General features: G+C 47.5%; 15 protein-coding genes. 4 read left to right on the top strand and 11 right to left on the bottom strand.

Annotated features, from left to right (window positions below; all coding sequences use genetic code 11):
- Positions 1 to 43 precede the first annotated feature (43 nt).
- Both recN and ACMUEV_RS04885 read left to right on the top strand, forming a co-directional pair.
- On the top strand, positions 44 to 1867 hold the full coding sequence (gene recN / locus ACMUEV_RS04890; RefSeq protein WP_190653446.1) for a DNA repair protein RecN: 1824 nt from the start codon (positions 44 to 46) through the stop codon (positions 1865 to 1867).
- A gap of 126 nt (positions 1868 to 1993) precedes the next feature.
- Positions 1994 to 2158, top strand: a complete 165-nt coding sequence (locus ACMUEV_RS04885; RefSeq protein ID WP_017290395.1) for a hypothetical protein — start codon at positions 1994 to 1996, stop codon at positions 2156 to 2158.
- Between the two features lie 55 nt (positions 2159 to 2213).
- Here ACMUEV_RS04885 and ACMUEV_RS04880 read toward each other — a convergent pair whose 3' ends face one another.
- From ACMUEV_RS04880 to ACMUEV_RS04840, 9 genes are all read right to left on the bottom strand, one after another.
- Positions 2214 to 2597, bottom strand: a complete 384-nt coding sequence (locus ACMUEV_RS04880; protein ID WP_144056269.1) for a hypothetical protein — start codon at positions 2595 to 2597, stop codon at positions 2214 to 2216.
- A 683-nt stretch (positions 2598 to 3280) separates the two neighbouring features.
- Positions 3281 to 3931 carry a glutathione S-transferase family protein gene (locus ACMUEV_RS04875; RefSeq protein WP_190653447.1) on the bottom strand — a complete coding sequence of 217 codons (651 nt, stop codon included), beginning with the start codon at positions 3929 to 3931 and terminating at the stop codon, positions 3281 to 3283.
- Between the two features lie 4 nt (positions 3932 to 3935).
- Positions 3936 to 5507 (bottom strand): B12-binding domain-containing radical SAM protein, encoded by a 1572-nt coding sequence (locus ACMUEV_RS04870; protein ID WP_190653448.1) that lies wholly within the window; start codon positions 5505 to 5507, stop codon positions 3936 to 3938.
- Between the two features lie 135 nt (positions 5508 to 5642).
- Positions 5643 to 7820 (bottom strand): GumC family protein, encoded by a 2178-nt coding sequence (locus ACMUEV_RS04865; protein ID WP_017290399.1) that lies wholly within the window; start codon positions 7818 to 7820, stop codon positions 5643 to 5645.
- A 34-nt stretch (positions 7821 to 7854) separates the two neighbouring features.
- Positions 7855 to 9075 (bottom strand): polysaccharide biosynthesis/export family protein, encoded by a 1221-nt coding sequence (locus tag ACMUEV_RS04860; protein WP_242044826.1) that lies wholly within the window; start codon positions 9073 to 9075, stop codon positions 7855 to 7857.
- Between the two features lie 112 nt (positions 9076 to 9187).
- A complete protein-coding gene (locus tag ACMUEV_RS04855) occupies positions 9188 to 9865 on the bottom strand; it encodes a cyanoexosortase B system-associated protein (RefSeq protein WP_017290401.1) in 678 nt (225 codons plus the stop codon).
- Between the two features lies 1 nt (position 9866).
- Complete coding sequence (gene crtB / locus ACMUEV_RS04850; protein WP_017290402.1) at positions 9867 to 10742, bottom strand: cyanoexosortase B; 876 nt, start codon at positions 10740 to 10742, stop codon at positions 9867 to 9869.
- A gap of 46 nt (positions 10743 to 10788) precedes the next feature.
- The gene (locus tag ACMUEV_RS04845; RefSeq protein WP_190653449.1) at positions 10789 to 11961 is read right to left on the bottom strand and encodes a DegT/DnrJ/EryC1/StrS family aminotransferase; all 1173 of its coding nucleotides are present in this window, start codon (positions 11959 to 11961) and stop codon (positions 10789 to 10791) included.
- Between the two features lie 219 nt (positions 11962 to 12180).
- Complete coding sequence (locus ACMUEV_RS04840; protein WP_190653450.1) at positions 12181 to 12708, bottom strand: helix-turn-helix transcriptional regulator; 528 nt, start codon at positions 12706 to 12708, stop codon at positions 12181 to 12183.
- Positions 12709 to 12981: 273 nt separating this feature from the next.
- On the opposite strand from ACMUEV_RS04840, the gene ACMUEV_RS04835 reads away from it, so the two are divergent.
- The gene (locus tag ACMUEV_RS04835; RefSeq protein ID WP_190653451.1) at positions 12982 to 16494 is read left to right on the top strand and encodes an NB-ARC domain-containing protein; all 3513 of its coding nucleotides are present in this window, start codon (positions 12982 to 12984) and stop codon (positions 16492 to 16494) included.
- Positions 16495 to 16551: 57 nt separating this feature from the next.
- Here ACMUEV_RS04835 and ACMUEV_RS04830 read toward each other — a convergent pair whose 3' ends face one another.
- A complete protein-coding gene (locus ACMUEV_RS04830) occupies positions 16552 to 17808 on the bottom strand; it encodes a serpin family protein (RefSeq protein WP_242044831.1) in 1257 nt (418 codons plus the stop codon).
- Between the two features lie 131 nt (positions 17809 to 17939).
- Positions 17940 to 19541 carry a S8 family serine peptidase gene (locus ACMUEV_RS04825; RefSeq protein ID WP_242044833.1) on the bottom strand — a complete coding sequence of 534 codons (1602 nt, stop codon included), beginning with the start codon at positions 19539 to 19541 and terminating at the stop codon, positions 17940 to 17942.
- A 127-nt stretch (positions 19542 to 19668) separates the two neighbouring features.
- Between ACMUEV_RS04825 and rpe the strand changes: the two genes are divergently transcribed.
- Positions 19669 to 20364 carry a ribulose-phosphate 3-epimerase gene (rpe, locus tag ACMUEV_RS04820; RefSeq protein ID WP_190653452.1) on the top strand — a complete coding sequence of 232 codons (696 nt, stop codon included), beginning with the start codon at positions 19669 to 19671 and terminating at the stop codon, positions 20362 to 20364.
- The last annotated feature ends 112 nt before the right edge of the window (positions 20365 to 20476 follow it).

The following is a 20476-nucleotide window of genomic DNA, read 5'->3' as shown; positions in this document are numbered from 1 at the left end:
CCCGCTAACATTAAAGGGTGTGGATCATCTTTTGTGAGCCTTCATGCTATTGTCTCTGCGGATCGAAAACTTTGCACTGATTGACCATCTTGACCTTACCTTTGGGTCAGGACTGCACGTTTTGACTGGCGAAACGGGCGCAGGGAAATCGATTATTTTAGACGCGATCGATGCCGCACTAGGTGGCAAGGTCACAGGTCGGGCTGTCCGAACGGGAGAGGAAAGAGCCTCGATCGAGGCAACGTTCCGCGTCAATGATCTCCTCAAATCCTGGTTTGAGCAGGAACAGATTGATTTACTCGATGAGGATATTGCCGTCTGTAGTCGCGAGATTGTGGCTCTGGGCAGTAGTCAGCGGAATCGATCGAGAATTAACGGGGTATTGGTCAACAAGCAACAGATGGAGGGATTGCGCGATCGCTTAGTCGAAATTACCGCGCAAGGGCAAACGGTGCAATTAGGTCAGCCTAGCCTTCAGCGAGATTGGCTCGATAGTTATGGGGGCGTTGCTCTGCTCAAGGCGCGTGAAGTTGTCAGTCAGGCATTTACAACCTATCAGCAAGCGGCTCAAGCATTAGAGAAACGTCGCCATTCAGAACAGCAGCGTCTCCAACAGCTTGATCTGTTTGAGTATCAGTTGCGGGAATTGAATGCGGCAAATCTGACCGATCCCGATGAATTGGATCAATTAGAGCAAGAACGGAAGCGTTTGAGCCATAGTGTCGAATTGCAGCAGCAAAGCTATCAGGTTTATCAAGCGCTTTATCAGAATGAAAATGGCGAAGATGCTTGTGCCGATTTGCTCGGAAAAGCAGAAAACTTGCTGACGGATATGGCTCGATATGACGAGCAAATTCAGCCGATTCTGGAGATTGTCACTTCGGCGCTTGCTCTTGTTGAAGAAGCAGGGCAGCAAATGAATGCTTACGGCGATGATCTCGAAACCGATCCACAACGGCTGCAAGAAGTAGAAGATCGCGTCCTCGAACTCAAGCAAATTTGTCGTAAATATGGACCAACTTTAACCGACGCGATCGCACTGCAACAATCTCTCCAATCCGAACTGGAAGAACTGACTGGTGCAGGACAATCGATCGAAGAACTCGCTGAACTCACTGAAACTCGTAAAGCTGCATTGATTGAAGCATCTGAGCATCTGACTCAATTGCGCAAATCAACCGCACAAGGGTTAGAAGCGCGATTAGTTGCCGAATTGAAGCCGTTAGCAATGGAGAAGGTGCAATTTCAAGTTGGAATTACACCCATTGCTCCGACTGCTGCCGGAAGCGATCGTATTACTTATCTCTTCAGTCCGAATCCTGGCGAACCGTTGCAGCCTCTAACAGAAATTGCTTCCGGTGGAGAAATGAGCCGATTTTTACTGGCGCTTCAAGCCTGTTTCTCTCAAGTCGATTCTGCGGAAACGTTAGTCTTTGACGAGATTGATGTGGGTGTATCGGGACGGGTGGCGCAAGCGATCGCTGAAAAGCTCTATCATCTCGGTCGCCATCACCAAGTTCTCTGTGTGACGCACCAGCCAATTGTCGCAGCAATGGCTGACCAGCATTTCAATGTTGCGAAGCAAGTGGTTGAACTGCACAAGTCACAGAATGGTAAAGGTGCGGATTTGAGAACGATCGTAAAGGTGACTCCTCTTGATCGAGAACAACGCCGTCAGGAACTAGCTCAGCTTGCCAGTGGTCAGGTGGGTTCGACTGAGAATGCAACAACCGAAGCAGCCGCGATCGCGTTTGCAGATTCGTTACTAGAGCAAGCTGCAAGTTTGCAAGCAGGTCAAGCTGGTTTGCCCCCAGCAGAGCAACCGAAGGCGAAGGCAAAACGGGCAAAATCGGCACGTCGATCGTAGATTGATATTGTTTCAGATCGATCATGGCGAGACTGGCTTCTATTTGGTCAATCTTAGACAGAAGCGCGATTACTACTGTGGCAAGACTGGCGCGATTGTGTCGAGATATAACCATCGGAGGTCGTAATGAGTGAGGACAAGCCCAAGCGTGGTAGACCGCGTGTGCATGAAAATCGACAGCAGGAATGGAAAAAACGCACCAATTTCGAGCAATCTGAAAAACGCCGCAAATACAAAGCGGAATGGGCAAAGCGTAAACGACAGGAAAAGAAGCAAGCCGAATCTGAGTAGGTACAAAAAAGCGATCGAGAAAACCTCGATCGCGCTCACTCAATCTGAATTACTTCTACTGAATCGCGTGGACATAGTTATGATTTGGGGCACAAGTGAAGCTGTGCGGAAACCATTCCGAGGTGCGCGGAGACCCGTAACCTCTACCCGTGTCGTCCCTGTACTCGATCGCAGTGGAGGTGACGACAACGCCAGTCGCTGCATTGTTTAGCGTTTGGCTTGACCAAGTCTCAGTTTCGTTCGGTGTCAGGACTTTGTTAAGCAGTCCTTCCGTGTAGACTGTGTTGCCACCGACTTTGTACAGCAATCGAAGCACTTTGATTGAGGCTCCCTTCTTATTTGTTACTTTCACAGTGGCTTGGCATTTGACCCCGGCTGCGGTAGCTGGCGACGTAGCGCCGAACGGCACGGTAGCGCCGAACGAGACAGCTAGTGCCATAGTAAGCGCGGCTAGTACACGGCGATGAGTAGCGTTGTGCAGCGGATCAACTCTGAATTGCGTGTTGCAGATAGCCATGAATATTTCTCCTTTTGGAACTAGATATTGTTGATAACTGGATAGTGACCTAGGACGAGAAAGCCTACCTAAAAAAGGTTTCAGCTAACAAAGGATTGAGCCTTGAATAGATCCTGTCTCGTCTGATGTTGCTACCCAACAACCTACACGGTGGACTTCTGACTTTTATGCAGTGCAGTCAGTTGCAATATCCGAAATCTTTTTAAGCAGCGATCAGGGAGATCGATATCTTGCAGCCGTTTCCTTCTCCTCATTTCCAACCGAATCTTGAAAGTTACGGCACTGAATTGAGCACAACGCCGTCAGGAGCTAGAACAGCGTGCAAGTCGTCAGATGGGTTCGCTGAGAATGCGACAACCGAGACAGCTACGATCGCGTTTGCGAATTCGCCGTGAGAGCAAGTTGCAAGTTTGCAAACAGGTTAAGCCGTTCCGTCTTCCATAGAGCAACAGAAGAAGACAAAACGGGCAAAATCAGCACGTCGATCGTAGGGCAGCACTTAAACTTCAACAGAAATGCTGATCGATTATCAAGGTCTAAAACTCAAAATCCCCCAAAATTGGGGGACTTAGGAAGCGCATCACCTGCACACAAGGTAGGACGCGCTAAAACTGAATCGTTTCCGTCTCGGCATTTGCTGCTTCTAACCATTCCTGCATTGCTGGAAGTGCCAAAATCGCATCTGCATAAGCCTGACAAACCGCATCAAGCTTCACATCATATGTCCGAAATCTCAACAAAACAGGCGCATAAACCGCATCCGCGATCGTAAACCTGCCAAACAAAAACGCTCCTCCTGCTCCATATGTTTCCCGGCAATACTTCCAAATGGTTGTAATGCGATCGATATCTTTCTGAACTTCCGCCTGAATCTCATAGTTCGGAAAATGCTCTCGGCAATTCATCGACATTTGAGTTCGGAGCGGCAGAAATCCAGCATGCATCTCTGCACAAATCGATCGCGCCATTGCACGAGCAGAGCGATCGCCTGCCCACCACGATCGCTCAGGAAACATCTCGCTCAGATACTCGAAAATCGCCATTGAATCCCAAACCGTTCGAGATTCGTGAATCAAAATGGGAACTTTTCCATTTCCATTTGGGCAGTACTGGCGAATTTGCTCAGAAGCTTCCGGTGTATAAAGTGGAATCCGAACTTCATCAAAGGAAAAGCCAAACTGTTTCAAAGCAAGCCACGGACGCAATGACCAAGATGAATAGTTTTTATTGCCAATGATTAAAGTAAGAAAAGCCATAACTTTAGACAACTGGGGCGTTGACGGATTCGATCGAGGATTCTAATCTTTGTCGAGCTAGATAGTCAGCAAGCTGAGCTTCGATTTTAGTTCGTACCTCTTGCCGATACTCATAGAAATGCTCATTCAAAGCACAAACTGCTAGGTAATGTTCAACTACTTTGGGATTGTTTCTCAAAATGCTAAACAGATGATGCCAGAATATCCAGCGGGTTTCTCGAACGACCCCTTGTCGCCAGCAAATCGTAAGAAAAGCTTGAACTACTTTCCAGGTTACTTTTCTCAGCTTCGATCGATGTCTCGGTGCGCCTAATTTCATGAAATGCCGATACGCTCGATCGAGATAGTTCACCGGATCGTACAATCGCCAAAATCCATCAATGTATTCGCGCGTGACTTCTTCGAGCGGGCGAGTCGGAACAAAGTTCATCAGTGTTGTCTGATTAATGTTCGCGACATCTTCAACCAAGCGCCCTTCCTTCTTCAAGCGATGCCACAAAGCCGTATCAGGTAAAGCTTGCAACATTGAGAAAATTGCGATCGGAATTGTGGTTTGTTCTACAAATCGCACAATACGATCTCCCGCACCCGATGTTTCACCATCAAATCCAATAATGAAACCTGCCATCACCCGCAATCCTTTCCGAGCGATCGCATCGACTGCATCAGACAGAGAATCGCGTGTATTTTGATGCTTATTCGTTAAGGTTAAGCTAGACTCATCCGGGGTTTCAATCCCCAAAAACACACTGTTAAAGTTACACTCGACCATCATCTCCATCAGTTCTGGATCTTGTGCTAAATCAACAGAAGCTTCAGTACTCAAACTAAAAGGATGTTGATGCTCGATCATCCATTCTTTCAATGCCTTTAAAAGCAATTTAACGTTGCGCTTGTTGCCAATGAAATTATCATCGACCATAAAAATCGATCGTCGCCAGCCCAATTCGTATAAGCGATCGAGTTCTGCTAGCAGTTGTTCAGGACTTTTGGTTCGAGGTTTGCGCCCATAAAGCACAATGATGTCACAGAATTCACACTGGAACGGACAGCCTCGTGAGAACTGCACCGACATATTATCGTAAGCATCAAAATCTAATAGATCAAATCTGGGAATCGGTGTCGTGCTAACATCAGGTCGATCTCCACCTGCACGATAAATCCCGTGTGTCTCGCCTTTCTGCACAGCTTCGATAAACATCGGCAAGGTGATCTCACCCTCATCCAAAATTAAGTAATCTGCCTCGGCGACTTCATTCGGTAACGCCGTTGCATAAGGGCCGCCGACAGCGACCTTCTTCCCGCGACGTTTTGCTTCTCGGATTTGATCTAAAAGATCGCCTTTCTGAACAATCATGGCAGACATGATCACGAGATCTGCCCAATCCCATTCCGCTTCCGTTGCTTCGCGGAGATTGCGATCGACTAATTTAAACTCCCATTCTTGCGGTAAAATTGCAGCCACCGTAATCAATCCAAGCGGCGGTAACATTGCTTTGCGTCCGACAAGCTGTAACGCTTTTTCAAACGACCAAAAACTTTGTGGAAAGACTGGATAGAGCAACAAAACACGCATAGTTAATCCCGATAAACCTATACTATGAACTCAACGGCAAGCTTTCGCAAGCTTAACGTGATCTTCTAGCTGGCTTTCGAGACTTCGTATTTCGTAATTAAGATCCCGTAATTCGGTTAAGTTTTCTGACAAAAATTAATTTCGATTGCTGATGACCTGATTTTCAGATTGAGAATTGGTCGTAAATAACCACTCTTGTGCATCGTTCATCAGCGCATCTTCTGCAGCGCGAGGCAATTGTACATCAACGCCATTGGTGACTGCACCGAGTAGTCGCAGATTTGCATTTTCGGTGAGTTGATCGATCGCTTCTTCTAGCAAGCTCTGCTGAGTGACCCCCGGACGAGTCACTAAAATCATGCCATCTGTATAAGGCTCCAAAATAAATGCATCGTTACACTTACTCAGACAAGGAGAATCCAGAACGACAAGATCAAAGCGCGCTCTCGCATCTTCGAGTAAGCGGCGGAGTTCGCTCGACTCCAGCAAGGAAGCCGCAGACGCCTGTGGGCCTGGACTTGCGACAATATAAAGGTTTTCGACATCAGGAGCAAGCCGAATACAATCGCTAATTTGCCCAAAATATCGCAAGGGTTCGATCTGACTATCTGGATCAGCCGTGAGATTCACCCCCTGAGCCGATGAGGGAGAACGCAGATCAGTTTCAATCAATAAGGTGCGTTTTCCAGCACGAGCCGATGCGATCGCCAAATTGTAAGCGGTCACAGTCTTACCTTCGCCGTCCACAATACTAATCATCATCAGCACTCGCAAGTTCTTCGTCTCGGTCAAGCGAAGATTACTCCGGAATCGCTCATAATATTCCGCATAAGGTGAATCGGGCTTGATCAAGATTGGCGAAGCATTTGGAATAAAAGACTTCACCTGTGGCAAAACTCCAAGAATTGCGACATCTCGCTGACGAATTGCTTCTCGTAAATCTTCTGCCGTGTAAATTGTGCCTTCGAGAGTATCGAGTAAGAAGATCAGTCCTGCTCCTGCGACTAAGCCCACGATTGCCCCGACTGCTAGCGTCATGGGAATACTTTTTGGAGCTTTGACCCCGGTTGGAGCGACACTGGGCGGCTTACTCATGCCTAAACTACTAACAATTTCGACTTCAGCCGCTTTCGCATCAACCAGCTTTTGCTGCATCTGATCGTGGAGATTCTTTCTCAGTTTGACTTGATCTTCAAGCCGAGTTCGAGCCAGTTGCTTATTGGGAATGCTCGAAAACTGTTGTCGCAGTTCTTGCTCCGATCGCACACTGGAAACAATCTGCTGCTGAATGGATTCTTGCTGCGTTTTCAGATTCACCAAGGTGTTTGCGAGCTGCTGCCGTGCCGGATCGAGGCTGCTATCTTGCCGCACATTGGCGATAAAGGGAGCCGCATTTCCGTTGCCCCCGATAACTTCAACCGCTCGTTTCCGAATCTCTTCCTCATACGCTTGCTGTTGTTTCCTCAATGTTTCGACCTGCGGATGTTCAGGACGGAGATCTTTAAGTAAGACCGCCATTTGTGATTCGATTTGTTGAAGTTGTGCTCGGAGACTTGCAATGATTGGATCAGCACTCAAAGCGGAAGACACATAGGCTTGATCGGCACTGAGTCCTAGCTTTTGCTCAAGACTGGCAATTTGAGCATTAATCCCTTCTAGTTGTAATCGAAGCTGCTGTTGCTGCTGTTGGCTACCACTGATTGATTTAACAATATTGCCATCCTGCGCCGCAAAAAGCTGCGGACCTTCGATGCGATCGTATTGTTCTAAGGTTCGTTCAGCTTGGAAAAGTTCCTGCTTTACTTTAGGTAGGCGTTGTTCAATCTCAGCAATAATCGCTCGCAATCTCGCTGAATTATTCAATCGACTTTGTTCAATCAATTTTCGAGACAATAAGCTCAGAATGTCTCCAGCGCGTTGTGGATTGCTATCTGCAAAAGTTAGATTGACTTCCGCTTTTGCCGCAGCTGCATCTTTGGGATCACCTCCCCCTGTGATTTTGATGGTTAACCCTTTGACAAGGCTTTTTGGCTCAATCCCAATTTCTTTAGCGACTGCTTCTAGAACTGCATCTGTGAGTAAAGATTCTTTTGTAAAACTTTCGACCGGTTGGCGAACCTGTGCGCCGATCGTGGAAAACGTAATCGGAGGTGCATTGCCGACGAGTTGCGCTTCTCCTAGATAGCCAATGGGCGGTTCAGGCTGAACTGCAACCACTCCACTGGCTCCTAAACCCACGACACACCCTGCCGGAATCACCCATTTGTAGCGATTAACCGCGAGTAGATAACGTTTCACGATCGGTGGAACCATAAGAAGCCTTCACTAGAAAATAGGGGTAGATGATTTACTCTCGTCCAGTTGGACCAAACAAGTTCTCCGCTCCGTTTTGCAGTTCTCTGAAGAACAATAAGAAGCCCAAAACATCTCGGAATGGCTGTGTAAAGGTGTTGAGTGCGTAGGTGATTCTGCCAATCAGATTCCGTCCTACCACAATGACGTCATTGTCTTCGAGCGCAATGTTTTCTCCCATGTTGCCCTGCAAAATGCTCCGTGCATCGATGTTGCGAGTGACGGCTTTCTTCTGAATCGGGTCAAATCGAATCAAAGCGACTCGGCGCAGATTTGCATTATCAGGACCGGGTCTGACTGAAGTGAGCGCATCGAGAAATGTACTACCATTGGGTAACGTCAGTGTTCCTAGCCCATTGCTGGCATAGCTGAGAAAGCGCACGGTAATTTGAGGTTTGACTAACGTTGATCGACCCATTAAGAGTCGATCGTAATTTTGATCTTGCTCAGAAAGCTTCGGAATTACCATGACATCCCCATCTTGCAATTTCAGATCGGGCAATGGCGTTCCATCTTGTAGCGGTGTGACTAAATCTAGTTTTTCTTCTAAGACTGATCCATCTGCTAAAACTCGTTTGACTTGTACTGCTCTGAGATCCGCTCGTCCCGTTGCACCTCCGGCAAGCAGAAGCGCGGCTGAAGTTCTAGGGAGTTGCAACGTGTAGAGTCCGGGTTTAGCAATTTCGCCTGTCACGGTGACGAGAACGGGGCGCTGTCCGATTAGGGAGACGAATACAACTGGATCGATGACGATTCGATTCACAGCTTGGCGAATTTTTTCTTGCGCTTCGGAGATCGTTAAACCTTGCAGCGAGATTTTACCGAGGAGTGGAGCCGTAATATTGCCTTCTTGGTCGATCGCAGCTTGAAAATTCAAATCGGCAAATCGTTGCACTTGCACTGCGATCGTATCTCCTGCTCCTAAGCGATAGAGATTGAAGGATTTGATCGGTGGAACAGTAGGTGCGGTTGATGTAGCAGGCGCGGTCGGTGTTGCAGGAGTGTCGCGCAATTTCTGACGCGCTTGTTCGATCAGTTCTAGAGGAGTGGGGCGAGCTTGTGCGGTCGGTAAAGGTGCAGAAGCTTGAGCCGATGCCCGTTGGGTGTTGAGCCAGATTGAGAGTGTTGGCGTGAGCGTGTACACTCCTGCCATGAGAAGAGACGTAATCCATCCACGCGGAGCGGACTTAAAGAAATGGAGTTCAACTAAACGCATGGGGCAAGCTATCCAGTCAGAGCGGGGAATTTGGCTCACTACGATCGCTACATTGTATTGAGCTAACCTCAGATGGCATCCGAGATTTCCGCGCTTAGTATGCCCAGATTGGCTAATTTGAACGCAGAACTTGATTCGTCAAGGTGGATTGTACGGTTTGCACCAGGGGTTCGAGTCTGCTGCGATGCGGTTCGATGTCTTCTAAGGGTTCAATCGGTAAAATCACGCTCACGGCTACCCAAGCGGCTCGCTGATTTTGCCATTGAGCCAGTCGATCGCTGATAAACCACTGCATCGGTGCAGGATGTCCGCCGTTCGCCCAGGCATACCACCGCATCACGGCATAAGTTTGATTTTGCGTCCAGGCGCGATGAAATTCGACTGTGATGGAATCGATCTGAATCTGACGATAGGAATCAGTTTTCCACCCTTGAGAGCCTTCTAGGTCTGTCCATTCAACTTGGGGCTGGTCAATCGATCGAGCTTGCGGATAAAACAGAACCGAGGCTTTCGTTTGTGATGCGTCTTGGAGTTCTTGGTACATCCATTTGTGATCACCGATTTGGACGTTTTTTTTCTCGATCGTTTGCCAGCCTGAAATGTTCAGTCCCTCTTTTTTGAGCGATCGCAATTCCGATAAGACTTTTACCTCGGGTGGAGCTGTCCAACGCCATTTGCCGCCCGAGAGATATCCGGGGAGTGCGCCTAAAAGCACTAATCCACTCACAATCAGCAAGAGCACGACTTTCGATAAATTGACTCGTAGCGATTTAGAGAGTGAGGTGAGCATTTTAGGATTCAGGGCGATTGAACAGGTTTTCGAGCGGACTAATAAGCAGTACTAGTAAGCCCAACATTGCAGCTGAGTAGACATCTCCACCCCAACCGTCATGTAGCCATTTGAAAGCGGCATCTTGTCCGGTTCCGTGGAAAAAGGTGAGGATAGTATTGCGGATAATGTTTGCAATGACGCTGGTCAGCAGCGCGAGGCTGATGAAGGTGATGCAGAAATTGCGCGATCGTAAATTGTTTGTCCAGTACAACAGCATCAAGCTGACATAAAAACTGGTGAATAACATTTTGAGTCCAGCGCAATAGGGTGCGACTTCAACTAAGCGCTGATTGACGAAGATGTAAATGTTTTGAACCGTCACATCCATTCCCAACTGATTCAGGATAAAACCTGCAGTTCCAGCAATGAAACTTTGCAGCGGTAGGGTGTACGGGGCAAGTAAGTAAGGAATCTCGTTTGGCGTTGCGAGAAAAACGAGCAGTAGGGCGAACGATTGCAGTTTCAGACCTGGAAGACCTTTGAGCCACAAGCAAATTCCGGTCAGTAAAATCGGAAATGAAAGATTGACCGGATCAGGCAATCCTGAAAGATAAAGTACGCCTGCCAACATCATGAAGCCGAGACTGACAAAGCGAGCTGACCCGACTTCATCGGAGAGCCGTACCCAGCGTTTGCGGTTATACCAAGCAATGTAGGCAGCAAATGGGAGTCCGATTAAGCCGTGGCTGAAGTATTCGTGTTCGATGCTGATCGATTTCTTAATCCAGCCGTTGTACCAATGGATCAGAAGCGGGACATATAAAACGGCGAGAAGTCCGAGGAGAACGAATTCGCTCCAGTATCGATCGAGGAAAGATGAACGCCGGATTTGCATGATTTTGAGCAGCTAATAGAGCAGGATGGGGGTGTCAATATCAGGTTCAAGCTGACATTTTTACAGCAGCAGGAGTAGCGAGACTTTCTTCGATCGCACCGACAACTTGAATTACCTGAGCTTCACTCATACCTGGGTACATCGGAAGTGAAAGAATTTCTTTGCATAGATTTTCGGCAACTGGAAACGCTCCTTCTCGATAGCCCAGATGCTTGAATGCAGGCTGCAAATGGCAAGGGAGAGGATAGTGAATTCCAGTCTGAATTCCTTGTGCTTCGAGGCGATTTTGCAGGGTTTCTCGATCGAGCGATTCTGCTTGGTCTTGCATGACTCGCATCACGTATAAATGATAGACATGCCCTTTCCCACTCAGGTTAGAAATTGGCATCAAACCGCGTGAAAGTAAGGGTTTCAAAAGTGCGTTATATTGTTCTGCGATTTGAGCGCGATCGCGATTCCAGCTTTTTAAATGAGGAAGTTTCACATTCAAAATCGCCGCTTGAATTGAGTCGAGGCGGCTATTTGTGCCAAATTCGGTGTGAAAGTACTTGCGCGGCGCGCCGTAGTTTCTTAAGGTGCGGACTTTGTGCGCGATCGCTTCATCTTTGGTTACGACCATACCGCCATCACCCAATGCGCCTAAATTCTTGCTCGGATAGAAGCTAAAAGCTGCTGCTAACCCAATCGCTCCGGCTCGCACGCCTTCGCGTTCTGCCAAATGAGCTTGGGCTGCGTCCTCAAAAATAATCAGTTCATAAGTATGTGCTAAATCTCGCAAAAGGCTAGGCGAAACCATTTGTCCATAGAGATGCACAGGCACAATTGCTCTCGTTCGAGGCGTAATCGCTCGTTCTGCAGCAGCGAGATCGATCAGCGCCGTTTTCGGATCGCAATCGACTAAAACGGGAGTCGCTCCGCAACGCAATACTCCAATGAGTGTGGCAACGAAAGTATTGGCAGGCAAAAGCACTTCATCGCCTTGAGCAATTCCACAGGCTTGCAGACCGAGCGCGATCGCATCTGTGCCACAAGCGACACCGACACCATGACTCACGCTACAGGCTTTAGAAAATGCTTGCTCGAATTCCAGGACAGACTGTCCCATGACATAATCGCCACGTTGAAGTACGCCCTGAATTGCCTGTTCAATCTGGGATTGAATCGGTTGATGGAGAGGTGCGAGATCGACAAAAGGAATGGAAGGAGAGACGCTCTGCATACTTGAAGCCGCCACGAAAGATGAGCAAGCCGAGTGGAAACTCAGGGAAGTTGGAGAATGGTTTGTGATGGAGTAGGGGGTGGGGAGTGGGGGAGTAACGTTTTCGATTTCCCCACTCCCTACTCCCCACTTGAAGCTCTTAGGCTTCAAACCGGACGGTCACAAACGTCAACTGGCTCAGAGTACCCAATTTTAAAAATGGCGGTTTCAGTAAGTTCGCTAACACCAGCCTTCTTGATGGGCTTGGCGTTTGGATTGGATATTACCTAAATGTTTTTTCACAGTATCGATCGTAATAAAGAGACGTGATGCGATTTCTTTGCGCGAAAGATTACAGCGTTTTAGAAACCAGACTTCGGCTTCGCGCGGTGTTAAACCGAATTTCTTTGCCTCGGTGACAGCCAGACTTTGCAGCGATCGCTGTTGGTCTTCGAGCCGCACGAGGAGACAGGCTTGCTCAAGTTCGAGCCATTGAACCTGGATACGGTAGGTGTGATTGTCCTCGGTTTTGAGTTCGGACTCGATGACTAAAGGGCGATCGCCATACCACTGGCGGCTATCGATCAACGCTTCGCAGGAACGCCAGACCTCAGTGGGATACTGCTCAGTCGGATTGAGCTGATAACATAGCTCCGTTGCAGGTGTATTTGCGAATATGACTTCACCTTGCGGATTCAGAATTAAAATGCCATCAACTAAGCCTTCAAGCACAGACAATAAGAAATCATTGGGGGTAGTGTTAGCCATAATGTTCATCATCTTCAGGGGCAAATGAACTGTTGATAAGGCTGAATACGGTTGATGTTTTGGTTTTATGCACCCGACTCACCCTTGCCTAATCTGAAGGTACGCAATTTAAACGCGTTTGACCGTGAGAAAAAGTTAGGAGTTTAGGGTTATAAAACGTTATTTCGTGACACGGCAACTTAGCGGAAAATTAAGGTGTCCGTAATTTCCCTGACTTCGCTTGAAGCTGTCAATATCGCTCATAGCGAGAATAATCAGAAAGGGTGAACTACCGTGATTACGATCGAGAATGCACTCAGCGTGTTGGATCAGGTGTTCGAGCAGGATCGCTTGACGCATTTACAAGAGATAGTGTTTCGATCTGCCTGGGAAGGGCTGACCTATGAACAGATTGCAACCACTGAAGATTATGATCCGGATTATGTGAAGCTCGTTGGCTCACAATTGTGGCAAATCTTGTCCGATCGCTTAGGACAACGTGTCACGAAAAGTAATTTTCGGGTCGTGCTCCGGCAATGGGTAGAGGCAAAAATTCCAGCGATCCCAACCGTGATCGAATCATCGCTCGTCGATTGGGGTGAGGCAGTGGATGTGTCTAGCTTTTGTGGGCGGACACAAGAACTTAGCGCACTCGATCACATGTTGACAGCAGAGCAATGTCGATTTGTGACAATTCTCGGCATGGGCGGAATCGGCAAAACGGCTCTCTCGGTCAAGTTAGCCCAGCAGGTACAAGGGAAGTTTGAGGCGGTAATTTGGCGATCGCTGCAAGATGCGCCCCCTTTAGATGTCATCTTGTCAGACTGGATTCCATTTCTATCACGCCAACAGGAAACTGAGATCCCCGATACCGTCGATGGGAAATTAGGACGGCTGATGTACTATTTGCGATCGTCGCGCTGTCTGTTGATCCTCGATAATGTTGAATCTATTTTAGAGGGAGGAGATCGAACTGGACATTACCCGAGTGGGTATGAATCTTACGGAGAGTTATTTCGTCGGATTGGGGAAACGGTACATCAAAGCTGTCTCGTTTTGACGAGTCGCGAAAAGCCGAAAGAAGTCGCAGCATTAGAAGGTCAGTTTGTGCGATCGTTTCGCCTAGACGGATTGGATACGTCAGAAGCAGAAGAACTGCTGAAACCGAAACAGTTGAGAGTCGATTTTGCAATTTTTGCGCGATTGAACAATCTCTATGGTGGTAATCCACTCGCGCTAAAAATCGCGGCATCGACCATTCAAGATCTCTTTGATGGCAGTGTGGCAGAATTTCTGACTGAAGGAACGTCTGTATTTGGTGGAATTTCAGATTTGCTAGATGAACAGTTCGATCGCTTATCGCAGCTTGAGCAGCACATTATGTATTGGATTGCGATCAATCGCGATGGAACTGCTTTATCTGAGCTAGCAGAGGATATTGTTCCTGCGATTCCGAAGCGTTACTTAATTGAGGCTTTAGCTTCTTTAGCGCGTCGCCCGATCGTCGAAAAGCAAGGCTCGAAATTTACCTTGCAGCCTGTGGTGATGGAATATGTGATTGAGCGATTGAGCGATCGCATTTTTCAAGAGCTTTGTACCGAGAATGTTCAACTGTTGATGTCTCATGCGTTGATGAAGGCGAATGTGGAAGATCATATTCGCGATCGTCAAATTCGCATGATCCTACAGCCGTTACTCGATCGATTATTGGCTCCATTTCACTGTCAAACGGATGTCGAAGCAAAGCTCAAACGAATGCTCGGTAAGCTCCGAGAGCAAGTAGGCTGCGCGCCGGGATATGCAGCCGGAAATATTCTCAATATGCTGTGCTGTTTGAAAACGGATCTAACAGGCTACGACTTTTCAGAGCTAGCAGTTTGGCAAGCCTATTTGCAAGGTGTAGATTTACATCGCGTCAATTTTACTCAAGCTGATTTGAGAAAGTCTGTGTTCTCAGAAGTGTTGGGGAATGTTTGGTCGGTTGCTTTTAGTCCAGATGGCGAGATTTTGGCAGCGAGTGATACGGCTGGAGCCATTCATCTCTGGCGGGTTTCGGATTGGCAGAAATTACTCACGTGTGAAGGACACCAGCATTGGGTGTGTGAAGTTGCTTTCACGTCAGATAGTCAATGGCTCGTTTCAGCAAGTGGCGACAATACGGTGAAAGTTTGGCATGCAAAAACAGGCGAATGTTTGCGGACGTTCAGCGATCATCAAGACTGGGCAATTTCGATCGCGATTTCTCCTGACGATCGCATGATTGCGAGTAGTAGTGCCGACCGCACGATTCGCCTTTGGGATTTGCACACGGGTCAGCCGATCCGAACACTCGAAGGTCACCAGCACTGGATTTGCAAAGTTACTTTTAGCCCGGATGGAAAATTCCTAGCCAGCGCAAGTGACGATCGCACCATGAAGCTTTGGGATGTGGAAACTGGAGCCTGTTTGAAAACGTTTGAAGGACATACGAACACCGTCCGAAGTGTTGCGTTTAGTCCTGATGGCTTGATGCTTGTTACTGGGAGTGAAGATGCCACAATCAAGCTTTGGGATATTGAAACCACTCACTGTGTAAAGACGCTTTCAGGGCATTTAGAACAAGTGAGATGCGTCACTTTTAGCCCAGATGGTCAAGCAATTCTCAGCAGTAGCTTTGATGAAACGATTAAGCTCTGGGATGCAACAACTGGCAAGTGCCTCAAAACATTACAGCAGCATCGAGGCGTAGTTCGCTCTGCAACATTTAGCCCTTGTGGCAACATGATTGCGAGTGGGAGCGCAGATCAGTCTGTTCGACTTTGGCATACGCAAACTGGAGAATGTTGCAAGACGCTGCAAGGCTATACGAACTTCGTTTTATCCGTTGCATTTAGCTTTGATGATTCTCTACTGGCGAGTACTAGCACTGATCACACGGTTAATCTTTGGGATAGTTCGACGGGAGTTTGTCTCAATAGTTTTTACGGTCACGAGAATTGGGTCTGGACAGTTGCTTTTAGTCCTGACGATCGACTACTTGCGAGCGGCAGTTTTGATCACACGGTTCGGGTGTGGAATCGATCGACGAATCAATGCCTAAAAGTTTTACGCGGGCACACGAACTGGGTTTGGTCAGTTGCCTTTAGCCCGGATGGAGAAACGGTTGCGAGTGGCAGCTTTGATCAAACCATTCGAGTATGGAATCCTAGAACAGGTGAGTGTTTACAGATTCTTGCGGCTCAGAGTCGAATTTGGGCGATCGATTACAGTTCAGATGGACAGTTCCTTGCCAGTGGAGAAGAAAATCACAATATTCATCTCTGGAATCCCCAGACTGGGCAATGCATCAAAACCTTGCAAGGACATACGAATCGGGTAATGTCGATCGCGTTTCGAGCCGATGGCAAACAGTTAGTCAGTGGCAGTGAAGATGGAACTGTGAGAATTTGGGACATCAAATCTGGAGAATGCGTGATGGTCTTACCAGCCGATGAGCGGATTGCTTCAGTGGCATTTTCTCCAAACGGCGATCGGGTTGCGAGTGGTGGAATTGATCAGCTTGTGAAAGTTTGGCATCTCAAAACGGGCGAATGTCGAATTTTGAGAGGACATCGCGATCGCATTTGGTCAGTTAAATTCAATAATGACGGTTCGATGCTTGCCAGTGGCAGCGAAGATCAAACGGTGCGTTTGTGGAATGTAGAATCGGGAGACTGTATGAAAGTCCTGCAAAAACCACAACCTTATGATGGAATGAAGATTACTCAGGTGAGCGGGGTAACGAATGCACAAAAGACAACGTTGAAAGCTTTGGGTGCAGTTGAGTAGCGATCGTATGCTCAGAACTCTAAAATACTAAAGAGTTTGGAGTGCTGAGCATAGAACTTATTCTGGATTCACGATCGAACCCATGAACAAAATTTCACCCGTTTGATTGTCTCGAATCGCGCAGAAGAACGGTCGATCGACAATCATTTTGAACGGCTCTTCTTGAATTTGAGCCGAAGTCGCAACAACTCCTACTGAGGTAACTGCTGCCGCTTCCGTTCCTTCTTCATTCACCTCAACGAATGTCTTATGTTTAACCTCATTGATTTTCGTTGTAGCTTTACTTAAATTCGAGAAATCTGCAGCATCTTGAAACGCAACGCCCATTCCTAAAGCGGACAACGCCGTTTTTAGATCCACCTCATAATCCATCTTGAATCGAGGCAGTTGAATCTGACCTTCACGGCTGGAAAATTGCTTCATCCAGGTTTGCCAATTCTCAGCCGTCAAACTCTTTTGAAATGCAGTCAGATTTGACTTTGGCAAAAACACATACATGCTCATTCGCCCATTGCCATACGGCAAACTAATCGCTTGAAACTGGTCGGTTTCTGAGTAGCGATATTCTCCTTGCCGCTTCATGAGTGGAACTTGTTTCTTTGTTCCATTAATCAGGGAAAATGGACGATTTTCGGTGTTTTTCTGATCAAATTCGTTCGACCATGCTCCTTTGAAATAAATGGCATTGATCAAAAACATCACATGCTCAGGAGTAATGCGATCGACAATTTTCTCAATTTTTCCATTCGTATTTTCTTTGACCCAACCGTTAATTTCATCAGATGCAGTGGGTCGTTTAAAATCTAAAGTTTTGACTTTAGCGTCATAGAATTTCTCATTTTGCTGTAAGAAGTTGAGATTAAATGCAATGCCTTCTTTTGCCCAGAGCGAATTTGCGATCGACAATTTCACTTTCGGATCAACTTGGGTCAAATTTGCCATCAAATTCCGCTGCGAATTATTGAGTTCTTCCAGCGTCATTCCCTGGAATTGCAACGCATTTGCCATCGCTTGCTTCGTGTTGCCGTTTGCGCCGTTGTAGGTCATCGAAAGCGCGATCGCAACGCTAGAAGGTGAGACAAAGACATTCTTTTGACTGTCTTTTTTAAGAATTTCAGAAAATAACTTGAATCCAAACTTCGTATTCGCTGCAACTAATTTTGGATTCACAGAAGGAGCTTCAAGCGACGGTGGAACTTGCTGTTTTGGTAGGGCTTGCTTTGGATTCTGCGAATTTGCTGATGTCGAACAAGATAGCGCAGTCATTGCAAGAATTACAGCGCATGAATAGCCAATCCATTGAGATATTCTCATAGTTAATCACTCCACGAAAATTCGGAACTCAAGCGACTGAATCCCGAATAGTTTGACCTCAATCGTGTACAAATCGCCACGTTATTAATTGATACATTAGCTGCTCAATGAATTGCGTAGAGGTACCGTTACTATTTTTGCGACGGAACAGTCCACCATGCCAACGCATAAGATTGAATAGGTTCATTGGCTTTTTGACGGAAAACAACGCGAATCTTGTACCGCCCATTACTCGGAACCGGGAAAAAAATGTGCTCGACACTATCAATGCTGCTGACTGATGACCAGATACTTTTCTGAATATCGTTGTCTTCTGCGCGCATTAAGTAGATGTCTAAGTTATTCAATCCTCGATCGCGAAACGTTTCCCCTAAGTCATAAACTTTGTTGCGGTTCTTATCGTTCAATTCCACTAATCGATCCCAAGCGAGCGTTGCTGCAACATAGCTGCCTTGAAGTAACGGTCGATCGATCATATAATCTTGTGCAGCTTTTCCGGCTTCAATCTTGCCGTAATTCCAGCCAATCGCAGGTACAGGCTTATTCGGTGCCCATTGCCCTGCACTAAACTGCTGATAGGCGCGAAACGCATTCAGTTGTCCTGCACCCATCTGGATATTCAGAGGAATTTTCGGATTTTTATACGCATCAGAATCAATCCAGGTTTGATTATTTTTTTCAACGATCGTCCGCGTCATTCCTAAAGCGCGACCGTCCCCTTTGTCTTTAATTTTGTCTGCCGAATTCATCAACACGGCTTTCATGACTTCATGCCGTCGGGCATCTAATGTCCAAGGCAATTTACACCCGCCTTTACAACTTTGTCGGAGTTGTCGATCGCTAAATTCCTGCAACAATGCCACCGTTCCCGTCACATGAGGAGCCGCAAAACTTGACCCGATTGCGCTCGTCTGTTCACCTTTGAGATTTGCGACATTGATTTTGCTACCCGGTGCCGTGAGAGACAGCGATCGCCGACCTCCCAAACTCGTTTCAATTCCATCATTGCGCTTCAAGAGTCGAGGATGCGTATCGCCAATATTGGAAAAATCGATCTTGGTATATTCTTCTCCGACTCGGCGGGTGAATGAAACAGTCATGCCATTAAAGTTATCCGTCGGAATCGGAATTCCCCCTTTGCCCTGATTTCCCGCCACAATAAACAGCGAATTATGGGTCTGTGAGAGCCAATCAATACATTGAGTTAAGAGCGCATTGCCGTCTAATCGCGCATTCGGGCGTGGGTCTTGCTGGAGTGCTTCTCCAAAACTGAAATTAACGGCACGGACATCCCCCCCATTCTGTAAAGCAATATGTTGAGCAGACAGACATTCCTCTGATTGTCCGCTGCGCTGTGGAGTGGCGGCAGCAGAAGAAAAGAGTCGCGCATTGGGAGCGACTCCTAAAACAGCCTTGCTATTTCCAACCATGACACTCGCAACTTGAGCGGCATGTGTATCTAAATTGGTGTTCGTCTTCGCGGGTTGATTGCGGAAAAAAGTGCGAGATAAATCAATTACTTGGTTATTCGCCCCTGCTTTATCGATGCCGAATTGCGGCGGACGACCGATTTCGACTTGTCCGATCGCGATTTTCTTTCCCGTCAAGCCATAAGGAGCTTGCTGCAATCGGAGTGCGTCAATTCCTTCTTTCCCGATCGAGCTTTCTGAAACAGGGGTTGCCTGTGCCGCGATCGCGATCAAAACTCCGCCGAATCCAACCATCCACTTCATCTTTCAACCCTAATAAGTATTTATTCCTAAAAATTTGTGCAAACCCTGACCAAATTCTGAGAGAAAACCTTCACAATTTGTTAAACTGATCACACATTCTCAAGCTTTTCAAGGGGAACCAACCGTCATGTCCAATAAACCGATCGTAGTTGCACCATCGATTCTCTCTGCTGATTTTAGTCGGTTGGGCGATGAGATTCGCGCCGTTGACGCAGCCGGAGCCGATTGGATTCACGTTGATGTCATGGACGGACGTTTTGTCCCGAACATCACGATCGGTCCCTTGATCGTGGAAGCAATTCGCCCCGTGACTCAGAAGCCGCTCGATGTTCACTTGATGATTGTAGAGCCTGAAAAGTACGTCGGCGATTTTGCAAAAGCAGGTGCGGATCACATTTATGTTCACGCTGAGCACAACGCTTCGCCTCACTTGCACCGCACGCTCGGACAGATCAAGGAATATGGCAAAAAAGCGGGTGTTGTTCTGAACCCGGGTAGCCCCTTGGAGCTAATTGACTATGTGTTGGAACTGTGTGACCTCGTGTTGATCATGAGTGTCAACCCAGGATTTGGCGGTCAGAGCTTTATTCCTGGCGTATTGCCGAAAATTCGCAAATTGCGTCAGATGTGTGATGAGCGCGGACTCGACCCCTGGATCGAAGTCGATGGCGGTCTGAAAGGCAACAACACCTGGCAAGTGATCGAAGCAGGCGCAAATGCGATCGTTGCTGGTTCAGCCGTATTTAACGCCCCCGATTATGCAGCCGCGATCGAAGGCATCCGCAACAGCAAGCGCCCCTCGCCTGAACTTGCAAAAGTCTAGTTGTCTGAAGAGATCAGAAAAAGCCGATCGCGCATTACGCGATCGGCTTTTTTTTAGGACTGATAGGAAGATAGGGAACAGTTGCTGTCTGGGTTCTCCCCACTCCCCACAA

Source organism: Leptolyngbya sp. FACHB-1624 (assembly GCF_047649235.1).
GTDB classification, from domain to species: domain Bacteria; phylum Cyanobacteriota; class Cyanobacteriia; order Leptolyngbyales; family Leptolyngbyaceae; genus Leptolyngbya; species Leptolyngbya boryana.
Note: the sequence above shows the minus strand (reverse complement) of the source record. Positions and strands in the feature narration are given on the sequence as shown.

Coding starts and splice junctions, on each gene's coding strand:
- recN (WP_190653446.1), top strand. CDS start 44: ATGCTATTGTCTCTGCGGATCGAAAACTTTGCACTGATTGACCATCTT.
- ACMUEV_RS04885 (WP_017290395.1), top strand. CDS start 1,994: ATGAGTGAGGACAAGCCCAAGCGTGGTAGACCGCGTGTGCATGAAAAT.
- ACMUEV_RS04880 (WP_144056269.1), bottom strand. CDS start 2,597: ATGGCACTAGCTGTCTCGTTCGGCGCTACCGTGCCGTTCGGCGCTACG.
- ACMUEV_RS04875 (WP_190653447.1), bottom strand. CDS start 3,931: ATGGCTTTTCTTACTTTAATCATTGGCAATAAAAACTATTCATCTTGG.
- ACMUEV_RS04870 (WP_190653448.1), bottom strand. CDS start 5,507: ATGCGTGTTTTGTTGCTCTATCCAGTCTTTCCACAAAGTTTTTGGTCG.
- ACMUEV_RS04865 (WP_017290399.1), bottom strand. CDS start 7,820: ATGGTTCCACCGATCGTGAAACGTTATCTACTCGCGGTTAATCGCTAC.
- ACMUEV_RS04860 (WP_242044826.1), bottom strand. CDS start 9,075: ATGCGTTTAGTTGAACTCCATTTCTTTAAGTCCGCTCCGCGTGGATGG.
- ACMUEV_RS04855 (WP_017290401.1), bottom strand. CDS start 9,865: ATGCTCACCTCACTCTCTAAATCGCTACGAGTCAATTTATCGAAAGTC.
- crtB (WP_017290402.1), bottom strand. CDS start 10,742: ATGCAAATCCGGCGTTCATCTTTCCTCGATCGATACTGGAGCGAATTC.
- ACMUEV_RS04845 (WP_190653449.1), bottom strand. CDS start 11,961: ATGCAGAGCGTCTCTCCTTCCATTCCTTTTGTCGATCTCGCACCTCTC.
- ACMUEV_RS04840 (WP_190653450.1), bottom strand. CDS start 12,708: ATGGCTAACACTACCCCCAATGATTTCTTATTGTCTGTGCTTGAAGGC.
- ACMUEV_RS04830 (WP_242044831.1), bottom strand. CDS start 17,808: ATGAGAATATCTCAATGGATTGGCTATTCATGCGCTGTAATTCTTGCA.
- ACMUEV_RS04825 (WP_242044833.1), bottom strand. CDS start 19,541: ATGAAGTGGATGGTTGGATTCGGCGGAGTTTTGATCGCGATCGCGGCA.
- rpe (WP_190653452.1), top strand. CDS start 19,669: ATGTCCAATAAACCGATCGTAGTTGCACCATCGATTCTCTCTGCTGAT.